General features: G+C 50.3%; 11 protein-coding genes. 4 read left to right on the top strand and 7 right to left on the bottom strand.

The annotated features are described in order from the left end of the window. Positions 1-100: 100 nt before the first annotated feature. Positions 101-1,384: an FAD-binding domain-containing protein gene (locus DBZ16_RS13245; RefSeq protein ID WP_107814321.1), complete on the bottom strand. Its 1,284-nt coding sequence runs from the start codon at positions 1,382-1,384 to the stop codon at positions 101-103. A 489-nt stretch (positions 1,385-1,873) separates the two neighbouring features. Between DBZ16_RS13245 and DBZ16_RS13240 the strand changes: the two genes are divergently transcribed. After that, positions 1,874-2,719, top strand: coding sequence for a DUF817 domain-containing protein (locus tag DBZ16_RS13240; protein ID WP_107814320.1), 846 nt, complete (start codon positions 1,874-1,876; stop codon positions 2,717-2,719). A gap of 232 nt (positions 2,720-2,951) precedes the next feature. On the opposite strand, the gene DBZ16_RS13235 is transcribed toward DBZ16_RS13240, so the two are convergent. Then, complete coding sequence (locus tag DBZ16_RS13235; RefSeq protein ID WP_070514352.1) at positions 2,952-3,746, bottom strand: 3'-5' exonuclease; 795 nt, start codon at positions 3,744-3,746, stop codon at positions 2,952-2,954. Between the two features lie 188 nt (positions 3,747-3,934). Between DBZ16_RS13235 and glyQ the strand changes: the two genes are divergently transcribed. Together glyQ and DBZ16_RS13225 are read left to right on the top strand one after the other, a co-directional pair. Continuing rightward, a complete protein-coding gene (gene glyQ, locus DBZ16_RS13230) occupies positions 3,935-4,837 on the top strand; it encodes a glycine--tRNA ligase subunit alpha (protein ID WP_107814319.1) in 903 nt (300 codons plus the stop codon). Positions 4,838-4,848: 11 nt separating this feature from the next. Beyond that, on the top strand, positions 4,849-5,655 hold the full coding sequence (locus tag DBZ16_RS13225; RefSeq protein ID WP_107814318.1) for an RsiV family protein: 807 nt from the start codon (positions 4,849-4,851) through the stop codon (positions 5,653-5,655). 276 nt (positions 5,656-5,931) lie between these two features. On the opposite strand, the gene DBZ16_RS13220 is transcribed toward DBZ16_RS13225, so the two are convergent. Continuing rightward, positions 5,932-7,344 (bottom strand): PepSY-associated TM helix domain-containing protein, encoded by a 1,413-nt coding sequence (locus tag DBZ16_RS13220; protein ID WP_107814317.1) that lies wholly within the window; start codon positions 7,342-7,344, stop codon positions 5,932-5,934. Between the two features lie 490 nt (positions 7,345-7,834). Here DBZ16_RS13220 and DBZ16_RS13215 point away from each other — a divergent pair, with 490 nt between their 5' ends. Then, a complete protein-coding gene (locus DBZ16_RS13215) occupies positions 7,835-8,863 on the top strand; it encodes a T6SS immunity protein Tli4 family protein (protein WP_107814316.1) in 1,029 nt (342 codons plus the stop codon). Between the two features lie 163 nt (positions 8,864-9,026). Here DBZ16_RS13215 and DBZ16_RS13210 read toward each other — a convergent pair whose 3' ends face one another. From DBZ16_RS13210 to atpA, 4 genes are read right to left on the bottom strand one after another with little or no spacing between them, the layout of a single operon-like run. Next, on the bottom strand, positions 9,027-9,452 hold the full coding sequence (locus DBZ16_RS13210; protein ID WP_003741652.1) for a F0F1 ATP synthase subunit epsilon: 426 nt from the start codon (positions 9,450-9,452) through the stop codon (positions 9,027-9,029). 10 nt (positions 9,453-9,462) lie between these two features. After that, a complete protein-coding gene (atpD, locus tag DBZ16_RS13205; RefSeq protein WP_049228626.1) occupies positions 9,463-10,860 on the bottom strand; it encodes a F0F1 ATP synthase subunit beta in 1,398 nt (465 codons plus the stop codon). Between the two features lie 38 nt (positions 10,861-10,898). Further along, positions 10,899-11,774, bottom strand: coding sequence for a F0F1 ATP synthase subunit gamma (atpG, locus tag DBZ16_RS13200; RefSeq protein WP_107814315.1), 876 nt, complete (start codon positions 11,772-11,774; stop codon positions 10,899-10,901). 24 nt (positions 11,775-11,798) lie between these two features. Then, entirely contained in the window at positions 11,799-13,346 is a 1,548-nt protein-coding gene (gene atpA, locus DBZ16_RS13195; RefSeq protein WP_107814314.1) for a F0F1 ATP synthase subunit alpha, read from the bottom strand. Positions 13,347-13,351: the final 5 nt, after the last annotated feature.

The following is a 13,351-nucleotide window of genomic DNA, read 5'->3' as shown; positions in this document are numbered from 1 at the left end:
GGAGAAAAGCGCTTCAAGGGCAGACTTCTTCAAGCTATTTTTACGCTTAAAGATGTTGTGTGATGAGAAACCCGCAGCCGTATCAGATGCTTGGTTTACGTTATGGCGCAACAATGGGTGGTGGATAGCCGTGTGCGTCAATTTCAGACGAGGCGAGCCACGGGGTATGAACGAGGTTGGCGGGCAGATGCGCCAACTCGGGGATATAGCGGCGGACGAATGTGCCGTCGGGGTCGAGCCGGCGGGCGGTTTGGATAATGTCGATAGAACGCCTGCGGGCGTTGCGGGCGGCGGTTTGCCAGTTGCCCTCGTTCAACGCGGGGTCAAAATCGGTTTGCTGCGCGGCAAACCAAACGATGCCGTGTTCGGACGGTTGATGCAGGATGCCGCACAAAAATTCCGCTGTTAGGGAGCGCAAGGCGGGATGCAGCCAGCCGCTCGATTTCAGGCTGCGCATGGCGGCATCGATAAGCGGGAAGCCTGTTTTCCCCTGCCGCCAACATTCCGTCAGGTCGTCTGAAAACGGTGCAGATTCGGCATCGGATTCAGGCTCGATGCGGGCGCGGTGATAAGCAAGCTGCTGATAGAAATCGCGCCGTATCAAGTTATCCAACCACGCATCTGCGCCCTGCCCTGCTGCCTCGACCGCTAACACGCGCGGCGAAATGCAGCCCGCGCTCAGATACGCGCTCAAGCGGCCGGTGCCTTTTCTGGCGGGGAAATCCTTCATAATCGGATAAAACTCGATATTTTCTTCAAACTTCTGCCATTGTTTATCCGCTTCATCTTCGCCGCCGCGCTGCGCGGAAACCATATCCTGTTGCCCGTTCCACGCTGGAAGCGGCGGCATTTCGGCTGAGGTCGTCTGAAAAATTTCGGTTTGACGGCAAACTGCATCCTGCCCGCCGAACCGCTGACGAAACAAAGCCAGCCACGCTTCTTTATAATGTGGGAAATCGGTGTAAGGTGCGCCGTGGCTGCCCATGATGTCTGCCTTGGCAAATACGGCACGGTCGTTAACGCGCTCGAACGCAACGCTTTGTCCATCCAAAATCCGCCAAATGCGGTTATCTTGCTCGATTTCAGACGACGTATAGGCTTCGTCGGCAATTACGGTCTGAACATTCAACTGCGTCGCCAAAGCCTGCAATTCTTCCACACGGTTCACCGCATACAAAGCCACGCCGCGCGCCGCCAGAGAGCCATGTAAAGCCGCAGCCGCCTGATAATGAAACCAATCCTGATGCGGATTGGGGATTTCAGACGACCCCTGCGCCACCCACACGCCTGCCACAGGCAATCCCCGTTTCACGGCGGCGGACAACGCGGCGTTGTCGCGTATGCGCAGGTTGCGGCGGAACCAGACCAATGTATGTGCTTGCATGGCGATGTCGTCTGAAAGGGATAAGGCGTTTGATTTTAGCAGAAATTTTAGAGTCCTAAGAAGGTGGCGGAAGGCGGGGAGGTCGTCTGAAAACGCTAGGACGCGCCATTCGCAAAAGCTGTTTGCTGTTTCAAACTGTGCGATACTCCCTATTCCGAACCTGCCCTAAAACTCAGCCCCCTCCCTCACTCAAATATAGTGGATTAACTTTAAATCAGGACAAGGCGACGAAGCCGTAGACAGTACAAATAGTACGGCAAGGCGAGGCAACGCCGTACTGGTTTAAATTTAATCCACTATAATCGGCAAACCGCAGGCTCATTGTTCTACCCCATCCTATCGCTCAAAAAATGCCAAACATCGCACACGCTTTCAGACGACCCCTCATCGCCCTATCTCACGACATTGCCGTTCGTCATACCATATCCCATCCCTTTCCCATTTCCGTTATATTCCGTCACTTTGTAAACCCGAAGGTCGTCTGAAAATATGTTGGGCAAACTGGATACTTGGCTGATGGAACACCCGAAACGGCATGATTTGCTCGGTTGGCGGCGTTTTGCGGTCGAATTTTGGTTTTTCGGACTGAAAGAAGCACGCGCCTGTTTATTTGCAGGTCTGTTTTTCATTGCCATGTTCCTGATTCCGAAAACAGGCTGGCTGGGGATTTCACGCTATGACCTGCTGCTGGTTTTTGCAGTCTCCGTACAGGCTGCGATGTTGTATTTCAAGCTGGAAACGTGGGATGAAGTAAAATCGATTACGCTGTTTCACTTAGTGGGCTTTGCTTTGGAGTGGTTCAAGACATCGGGCGACATCCAATCTTGGAGCTATCCGGACGAGGCGTATACCAAAATCGGCGGTGTGCCGCTGTTTGCGGGCTTTATGTATGCGGCGGTCGGCAGCTACATCATTCAGGCTTGGCGGCTCTTTAATATCAAAATCAAAAGCCATCCGCCGTATTGGTTGAGCACATTGTGCGCGCTGGCAATTTACGTCAATTTTTTCACCCATCACTATCTCGGCGACTACCGCTGGTATCTCGCCGCCTTTGCACTCGGGCTTTATGCGCGGACAACTGTTTTATACACGCCCTATGACACCACCCGGAAAATGCCGCTGCTGCTGTCTTTCGTCCTGATCGGTTTTTTCATTTGGCTGGCGGAAAATTTGGGGACTTTGTTCGGCGTTTGGCGTTATCCCAACCAAATCGGCGCATGGGCATCGGTGCATATCAGCAAATGGAGTTCGTGGGCTTTGCTGGTGATGATGACGTTTACCATCGTGGCGAATTTAAAACACGTCAAACACACCATCAGCGTTTCTAAAGATTAAGAAATGCCGCCATAAAAACTTTAGAACCAATCCGCACGACGCTACCGTTGGTGACAGCTTGAGGTCGTCTAAAAACGCATTGCAACCATTATCGATATTCCGATGACGCGGTTTGCTTTCAGAAGCAACGCTAAAACCAAAAGGTCGTCTGAAAACAGAAGTCCATACCGGATTCCGCTTTTCAGACGACCTTTATAGTGGACAGGAACGATAGACTTTCCAAGTCTGAAGCTCAACGCCACGCGGCGACAAACTCGTTCCAATGCTGCTTGTCCTGGGCCTGTCCGGTCAGGTAATGCTTCAGCCGTTTGACTTCCACTTCATACTCGTCCGCATCCAAAGCGCCGCTCATCAGGCGAAAGCGCAGGAACATCAAATAAGTGTTTGCCGCATCGGTTTCGCAATAATCGCGGATGTCTTTCAGACGACCTACGTGGAACGCCTCCCAAACTTTGCTGCCGTCCATGCCCAATTTGCCGGGGAAACCGCAAAGTTTCGCCATATCGTCCAGCGGCACATTGGCACGCGGCTGGTACAGAGCGAGCAAGTCCATCAGGTCGCAATGGCGGTTGTGATAGCGGCTGATGTAGTTGTTCCACTTGAAATCGCGGCTGTCGCCAAAATCGCCCTCGCCCATATCCCAATAACGCGCCGCCGCAATACCGTGTATCAGCGCGCGGTAATGCAGGACGGGCAGGTCGAAGCCGCCGCCGTTCCAGCTCACCAATTGCGGCGTATGGCTTTCGATAAGGTCGAAAAACTTGGCGATCATTTCCTCTTCGCTGTCGTGCATTTCGCCTATGGTGCCGACGTGTATTTTGTCCTGCCCCCAGCGCATACAGCAGGAAATGGCGACCACTTGGTGCAGGTGGTGCTGCATAAAGTCAGAGCCGTTTTGGGCACGGCGTTTCTGCTGGGCGAACAAGACCACCTCGTCGTCCGGCAAAGAAGCAGGCAGATCGTACAACAGGCGGATGCCGTTCACATCAGGCACGGTTTCAATATCGAAAGCCAAAATCGGGGTCATGGGCGACTCCTCAAATTCAATCAAAACAGATTAAAACAGACAACAGGATAACGGCATTGTGGCATGTTTCCGCATTTATTGACAGTCAAATCACACCGCCGACCCGCCATTCCATCTGCCTGTACACCTACCCAAAACACTGTCAAAACAGTAAAATCCCCCTTTTATCCCAATCCGAAACATAAGCCATGCTCACCTTCCAACAAATCATCTTCAAACTGCAAACATTCTGGGCAGACAAAGGCTGCACCGTCATCCAACCTTTCGACATGGAAGTCGGCGCCGGTACTTCCCACCCTGCCACCTGCCTGCGCGCGCTCGGCCCCGAGCCTTGGTTTGCCGCCTACGTCCAACCCAGCCGCCGCCCCAAAGACGGCCGCTATGGCGACAACCCCAACCGCCTGCAACACTATTACCAATTCCAAGTCGCCCTCAAACCCGCGCCCGCCAATATCCAAGACCTCTATCTCGATTCCCTGCGCGAATTGGGCATCGACCCCAAAGTCCACGACATCCGCTTCGTCGAAGACGACTGGGAAAACCCCACCCTCGGCGCATGGGGCTTGGGCTGGGAAGTCTGGCTCAACGGCATGGAAGTAACTCAGTTCACCTACTTCCAACAAGTTGGCGGCATTGACTGCACCCCCGTACTCGGCGAAATCACCTACGGCATCGAACGCTTGGCGATGTACCTGCAAGGCGTAGAAAACGTCTATGACCTCGTTTGGGCAAAAACGCTGGACGGCAACACCGTCACCTACGGCGACGTGTACCACCAAAACGAAGTCGAACAATCCACCTACAACTTCGAATACAGTGATGCCGACTGGCTGCTGCGCCAGTTCAACGACTACGAAGCGCAAGCCAAACGCCTGCTCGCCGAAGAAAACGCCAGCCTTGCCCTGCCCGCCTACGAGCTGGTCCTCAAAGCCGGACACACCTTCAACCTCTTAGACGCATGCGGCGCCATTTCCGTGACCGAACGCGCCACCTACATCGGCCGCATCCGCGCCCTCAGCCGTATCGTGGCGCAAAAATACGTCGAAAGCCGAGAAGCATTGGGCTTCCCGCTGATTAAATCCAAATCCTAATAGGTGTTGATATGTTCCGCAAAACGCTTGCTGCCGCAGCACTGTCCCTCGTTTTCTCTGCAAATGTTCAGGCTGCCCCTTTATCGTTTCAATCCAAAACCTTGGAAGCCAAATCCTGTGACGGTAAAGACAGAGATGGCAAACCCCTTTGCCATCAACTTACCGTCGGCTATCCGATTACGGGCGACAAGCATTTGGATAACTGGGTCAGAAAACAAATGGGGGGCAAACTGCCTACGCAGAAATCGGTTCAGACGACCTTAATACGCGACAAAGACGTAAAGGAGACCAATAAGGAAAACCAAAAACTCCACAAAGCCGGTGAGTATCCTTGTGCTTTGGACTATATAGATACGTTGGAACTGGAAGGCTATACGCCCAATTATGCCGTTTTCGGAAAAGAAGACTGGGAATACAATTGTGGCCCGCACGGATACGGCGTGCACACGCTGACAGTATTGAAGCGCGGCATTGCTAATCCAAAGCCTCTTCAATTGAACGACATCTTATTACCCAATCAAGAAGGAAAACTGACACACCTGCTTGAAGAAGCCTATGTCAAATACCTGAAGGAAAATAGTGGTGACACCGAAGAAGAAGCACGTAATTACATTAGTGGATACAATAGTGACAAATTTTCCGCTACGGAAAACTGGCGTTTCGATAAAAACGGTTTGACTTTCCTGTATCAAAGTTACGAAATCGGTGCATATGTTTTAGGCAGACCTGAGTTTACTATCCCCACTAAGGATTTGCAGGGAATCGTGAAACCTGAAATCTTGAAGGAAGCGGAGCATTTCATACAACCCAAAAAATAATTAAGGAACCGGTGTAGATTATCTCCCCTCAGCTTCTGACCGATTCAAGTATTTGCAGTTAATCGTCAAAAAAGGTCGTCTGAAAACCTAATTTGGTTTTCAGACGACCTTTTAGCTTTGGCAAATCAAGCCTGACGGTTTATCGTTTGCCACGCGCCATAAGCGTTTATAGTGGATTAACTTTAAACCAGTACGGCGTTGCCTCGCCTTGCCGTACTATCTGTACTGTCTGCGGCTTCGTCGCCTTGTCCTGATTTAAAGTTAATCCACTATAGTTTATTTGAACCACCGCGACAGCGCCGGAATCCGCGACAGCAAAGCCGTATCTAAAATCCAAATCACAGCGATGGCGGCGATGGCGGTCGGGAACAATACCGCCACAATCAACAGCGGCACAGCCATTGCCCACCATACCGGCAGCTCGATTTTCTGCGCCGGAGGAACCAGTCCGCCCGCTTTGGCAGGGCGGCGTTTCCACCACATCACGCAGCCGCTGACGCAGATGAAGATGACCGCCAAGCAGAACAAAACGTTCGCCAACACGCTCCACCAGCCCAGCGTCCCCATGTGCAGCGCGATGCTGGCCGCCATGAATTTGCCGAAGAAGTTGTAATCGTCGAAACGGATGTCGGCCAGGATTTTGCCGCTGTATTGGTCGATGTGCACCGTGCGGTCGGCGGTCGGGCTGATCATGTCGTAGCTCATCGAATCCTGCGACAGCGTCCACACGCCCGTTTCTCCTTTGGGCAGGTTGAGCTGGTAGCGGCCTTTGAAACCGATTTCGCGGGCGAAGCGGTCAACCGTTTCCAAAGTCATCGGTTCGCTCAGATTGATGCCGTTTTCGCCCTTCGTCGTACCGGAAACAGGCATGGGCGTGAGTTCCAGAATCCACGGTACTTCTTTGGTTTTGCCGTCGTTCAACACATCGCCGTGGGTCGGCACGACGGATACGGGGTTCGGTTCGACCCCCCATTTGCCGGCGGGGAATTGGCTCCACGACTGAACGAACTTACCGCCCCAAATGCCCGCCCAAGCAACACCCGACAGGCAGAACAACAATAAAATCAAAGAAACCCAAGTGCCGAATGCGCCGTGCATGCTACGCCACCACGAGCGTCCTTTGCCCGTTTGCGGCACAAGCATGGATTTCAGGCTGCGCTGTTTCGCCCACCACAAATAAATCCCCGTAATCATCATCAGGATGGTCAGCGACGCGGCGGTTTCTATCAGATAATCGCCCACCGTGCCGAGCATCATATCGCCGTGGATTCCGTCCATCGTGTGATACCAGCCCTCATTGCGCGGCATGGAACTGACGACTTTCGCCGTGTAAGGATCGACGGCGACCATGGTCGCTTTGTCGTCGTTGTTCACGCGGAACACGGCAACCATATCGTCGGCGCGCGGCGCGATATATTGCACCACCGAAGCGGTTTCAGGGTTCACAGACTGCCGCGCCGCTTCCGCCTGCGCCGACAAAGGCTGCACCTGCGCCTGCGGGGTAACGTGTATACGCTCACCCTCTTTGCCGGTAATGTTGGCGAATAGCAGCATTCCCAACCCTGTGATGGCAAGCAGTGTCAGAAAGGGGGCGACCAGAAGTCCGAAATAAAAATGCCACCGCCACACGGTCAGATAGCGGCGGTTCGCTTGTTGTTCGGAACGAGGAGTAGGTTTGGTTGTGTCCATAAATTCTCTCTGTTGTTTTGAGCGGATTGAAATAAAACGCCAAGCTCCTGCCTTGCCTGTTTATTTAAATCCACCGAGAAAAACAGCAATCGAAATACGCATCGCTGCCATTTTTTACATAACGGTCTTCAATCGGGCATTGGCAGATTCAGACTAAAAAGTGAATCTACAACAATAGATTATAAACCAAAAGCACTAATACTTTATGAGTATAATTAAATTTTCGGATATTAACAATTTTTGCAAATAAAGCCGTAACAAAAGACGATACCTTGGGAAAGACAATAAAGAAGAAAAAATAGTTCGACATAAACACAGACTTGTCTCAAACCATCAGGCAGCAAAAGCCATCCCAAACCTCAAGCACGCCCAAACACACCTCAGATTTCCACCCATATTCAATAAATACCGCCAAGTCCGTTTTATGACAAAGGTCGTCTGAATCAAACTATACTTTCAGACGACCCCTATTCAATCACGGAGCTTATCCATGACCATCCGTCTGACTACATTATCCCTGATCCTTGCCGTCGCAGCCTGCACGCCTACCGCGTCCCCATCGGCAGAAACTTCGCCAACCGTTACCAAAACCGCCATCGACACCGCCTACTGGACAGAACAGCCCTATTGCAGCGGCCGCTATCAATTGCGCCTGCCATCCAAACGCCGTCATGGCAGTACGCATCTTGGTTACAACGGCTGGAGCGTGATGGTCATGTTTAATGATTGGAATAGAAACGTTAGGACTATCAAGAGGTTCAAACATAGTGGGTATGATGGAACCGATATTGTCGTCGATACCCGCACTCTGATTCCGGATCGGGCGATGATGCAGGTAACGCGCGGGGGATTCCATTGGGAAAATATTATCGGGAAGGACGGTATGCCCTACGAAGCCGACTTATATTTCAAGCTGGATAATGATGACGCTTATATCGTACGCAGTTTTTTCTATATCCCCGCCGAAAACGGCAAAGCTCCTGCCAACTGGAAAGCCCAAGAAAAAGAAGCGATCAACACCATAGAGAAAAAATTCCGCCAAGAAATTCTCAGCGGTTTGAAAACAAGACAGGAATTTGAAGTGCCAAATAAACACGGCATCTGCTTGATAGGCGGTTTTATCGCCGATGACGGTAAAAAACCGTTTGAAGTTCATAGCACCGTCGAATTTGCCAAGCAACATGATATGAGTCTGGAAATCATGCATGGTGACGTGTTGAAAGCAGGTGAGCCGACGCTGTTGAAACGCAAGGTTAATTTAGATAAGGGTGTAATGGTTAAAGCCCTAACGCACACCATCCGCCAAGGAAAACGCACCATCAACGGCATGTCCGGCGAGGAAAAATTGGTGAAATGGGGCGGCAACACATATATGTTCTTTTGGGAGCGTGACGGCGGTGATCCGCGTATCATGATACAGTTCGGCGCGGAGAAGAAAGACGGGACGAAGCGCAGCGAAGCCGAAGTGCTGGCGATTTGGGATACGGTTTTGCCGACTTTGAAACCTGTGAAGCAATAGCGATGAAAAGGTCGTCTGAAAACGCAGCCTCCATGGCATCAAACCTTGAGCATGGTTTTCAGACGACCTGCTTCTATCTTTCCCTTGATCATCTATACGCTCAGCCAATCCCAAAAATAAAAAAGCACGGTAATCAACCGTGCTTTTTGTAAAACAAAACTGCTTATTTGTTTTTGTGCGAACGAAGATAATCCAAGGTTTTGAGCTGGGCAATCGCTGCGGCTAAGGCTTTGTGCGCTTCAGCCAGCGATTTATCGTCTTTGGCTTGAGAAATGCCTGTTTCCGCCGCCTTCTTGGCAGCTTCCGCGCGCTCCCGATCCATCTCGGAACTGCGTACGGCAACATCCGCCAACACAGTAAGTTGGTTGGGCTGCACTTCCAGCACTCCACCGGAAACGGCAACAAGAACTTCTTCGGCTTCGCCCGGCACGGTCAAACGCAATGCACCGGGACGTACCAAACTCATAATCGGCTCGTGTCGCGGATAAATACCGAGCTCACCTTGAACAGTCGGAACCACTACAAAACTGGCTTCGCCTGAATAGATGTTCTGCTCGCTACTTACCACTTCAACTCGCATGATGCTCATGCCGACCTCCTTAGTTTAAGGTTTTCGCTTTCTCGACCGCTTCTTCGATACCGCCTACCATGTAGAAAGCTTGTTCAGGCAGATGGTCGTATTCACCGTTCAAGATAGCTTTAAAGCCGGCAATGGTGTCACGCAGCGATACATATTTGCCGGGAGAGCCGGTAAATACTTCGGCAACGTGGAACGGTTGCGACAGGAAGCGTTGGATCTTACGCGCGCGCATCACGGTCAGTTTATCTTCGTCTGACAATTCGTCCATACCCAGAATGGCGATAATATCGCGCAATTCTTTGTATTTTTGCAGAGTAGATTGTACGCCGCGGGCTACGTCATAGTGCTCTTGACCCAATACCATCGGATCCAGTTGGCGTGAAGTAGAGTCAAGCGGGTCAACTGCAGGGTAAATACCCAAAGATGCAATATCACGGCTCAATACGACGGTAGCGTCCAAGTGGGCAAATGTCGTTGCAGGAGACGGGTCAGTCAAGTCATCCGCAGGTACATATACGGCTTGGATGGAAGTAATGGAACCTGTTTGGGTAGAGGTAATACGCTCTTGCAGACGACCCATTTCTTCAGCCAATGTCGGTTGGTAACCCACCGCTGAAGGCATACGACCGAGCAATGCGGATACTTCTGTACCGGCCAGAGTGTAACGGTAAATGTTGTCCACGAAGAACAATACGTCGCGACCTTTGCCGCTTTCGTCTTTTTCATCACGGAAGTATTCGGCCATAGTCAAACCGGTCAAGGCTACACGCAGACGGTTACCCGGAGGTTCGTTCATCTGACCGTAAACCATCGCCACTTTGTCCAATACGTTGGAATCTTTCATCTCATGGTAGAAGTCGTTACCTTCACGGGTACGTTCCCCCACACCGGCGAACACGGACAAACCGCTATGGGCTTTGGCGATGTTGTTAATCAATTCCATCATGTTTACGGTTTTACCTACGCCGGCACCACCGAACAGACCTACTTTACCGCCTTTGGCAAACGGACACAGCAAGTCAATCACTTTAATGCCGGTTTCCAGCAGCTCGGTAGTAGCGGACAACTCATCAAATTTCGGAGCTGTCTGATGGATGGCACGGTGTTTGTCGGTATCAATCGGACCTGCTTCATCAACAGGTGTACCCAACACATCGACAATACGTCCCAAAGTACCTTTACCTACTGGCACAGTAATCGGCGCACCTGTATTGCTTACAGTCATGCCGCGTTTCAGACCGTCCGAACTACCCATTGCAATAGTACGAACCACGCCGTCGCCCAGAAGCTGTTGTACTTCCAAAGTCAGGCCGTTCGCATCCAATTTCAGGGCGTCGTAAACATGCGGAATGGCATCGCGCGGAAACTCCACGTCAACTACCGCACCAATAATTTGTACGATTTTGCCTTGGCTCATTATCGTATCCTAATTTCCTGTTCAGGTTTCAGACGACATTAAACTGCCGCTGCACCTGCTACAATTTCTGACAATTCCGTGGTAATCGCAGCTTGACGCGATTTGTTATATACCAAACGCAACTCTTTAATGGCATTGCCTGCATTGTCGGTGGCCGCTTTCATCGCCACCATACGCGCAGCTTGCTCTGATGCCATATTGTCACTCAATGCTTGATAAACCACAGACTCTAAATAGCGGCGAACCAGATATTCCAACACAGCGATAGGACTTGGTTCATAACGATATTCCCAACTGAATGAAGAATAGTTATTCTCGTCTTCTATCACATTTTCGCCGATCGGCAGCAGAACCTCCAACCGTGGTTCTTGACGCATGGTATTAACAAAACGCGAATATACCAAATGTATTTTATCTAACTCATGCTTCTCGTAACGTTGGAAGATTTCAGTCAATGGACCAAGCAGCAATTCCATTTTTGGGGTATCCCCCAAATTAATCGCACTGGCAATAACGTTCAAACCGATGCTTTGACAAGCGGCTAAGCCTTTACTACCTAAACAGACAACATCAACTTCAATGCCCTGCTCTTGGTATTCTTGGACTTGCGCTAAAAATTTCTTCAAAACATTCGCGTTCAAACCACCGCAAAGACCTTTATCAGAGGTGATTAAAATGAAACCCACCCGACGTGTTTCACGATGAGGTGCCAATAATTTAATACCATGATCTTCATTGGTTTGCGCCAAATGACTCATAACTGTCCGCACTTTTTCGGCATACGGACGCGCTAAGCGCATCCGTTCCTGAGTCTTCCGCATTTTAGAGGTTGACACCATTTGCATCGCTTTAGTGATCTTTTGGGTATTTTGAACACTACGGATTTTGGTGAGAATCTCTTTTCCGACTGCCATTTCAGACTCCTTTCATTTCAGCTCTTAGGCTTGGTAAGCATAAGAAGATTTGAAAGAATTCATGGCTTCAGTCAATGTTTTTTCACTTTCATCGGACATCGCACCTGATGCGTTGATTGCTTCTAAAACACCAGGATGCTGAGTGCGTACAAAGCTCAAAAATTCCGCTTCGAAAGCCAATGCCTTGGGTACTGGTACATCTTCGTAAGAACCATTATTAATGGCCCACAAAGTCAAAGCCATTTCGGCTGTATCCAAAGTGCTGAATTGTTTTTGTTTCATCAATTCAGTAACCACTTCACCGTGTTGCAGCTGTTTGCGTGTAGCTTCATCCAAATCGGAAGCAAATTGCGAGAAGGCTGCCAACTCACGATATTGAGCGAGTGCCAAACGGATACCGCCACCCAATTTTTTAATTACTTTAGTTTGCGCTGCACCACCTACGCGCGATACCGAAATACCGGCATTAATCGCAGGACGGATACCAGCGTTAAACAAGTCAGTTTCCAAGAAAATTTGACCGTCGGTAATCGAAATCACGTTTGTCGGTACGAATGCAGATACGTCACCGGCTTGGGTTTCAATAATCGGCAATGCAGTCAAAGAGCCTGTTTTACCTATCACTTCGCCATTAGTCAGTTTTTCAACTTCGTGTTCATTTACACGAGCCGCACGTTCCAACAAGCGGGAGTGCAGATAGAAAACGTCGCCAGGATATGCTTCGCGTCCGGGTGGGCGGCGCAGCAACAGGGAAATTTGACGGTAAGCAACAGCTTGTTTGGACAAGTCATCATATACGATCAATGCGTCTTCACCGCGGTCGCGGAAGAACTCGCCCATAGTACAACCTGCATAAGGTGCGATATATTGCAGAGCGGCAGCCTCAGAAGCAGTCGCAGCAACCACAATCGTGTGTTCCATTGCACCATGCTCTTCCAATTTGCGTACTACGTTAGCAATAGAAGATGCTTTTTGACCGATTGCGACATAAATACAAATAACGCCTGTACCTTTTTGGTTAACAATAGCATCCAATGCTACGGCTGTTTTACCTGTTTGACGGTCACCAATGATCAGCTCACGTTGACCGCGACCAATCGGAACCATTGAGTCAATGGCCTTCAGACCAGTTTGCATAGGCTGGTCAACCGATTTACGGGCAATCACACCTGGTGCAATTTTTTCAATGGGTGCAGTAGAAAATGTGTTGATCGGACCTTTGCCATCAATCGGACGACCCAGTGCATCTACAACGCGACCAACCAATTCACGACCGACAGGTACTTCCAAAATACGACCGGTACAAGTAACTGTGTCGCCTTCTTTAATATGTTCGTATTCACCCAACACTACGGCGCCGACGGAGTCACGCTCCAAGTTCATCGCCAAACCGAAAGTGTTACCCGGGAATTCGAGCATCTCACCTTGCATTGCGTCTGACAAGCCATGAATACGAACAATACCGTCTGTTACAGAAATAACCGTACCACGGGTACGTACTTCTGTATTTCCAGACAGATTTTCAATTTTAGCTTTAATCAAATCGCTAATTTCAGCAGGATTAAGCTGCATGAAAA

The organism is Neisseria sicca, assembly GCF_003044565.1.
Classification (GTDB): Bacteria; Pseudomonadota; Gammaproteobacteria; order Burkholderiales; family Neisseriaceae; genus Neisseria; species Neisseria sicca_A.
Note: the sequence above shows the minus strand (reverse complement) of the source record. Positions and strands in the feature narration are given on the sequence as shown.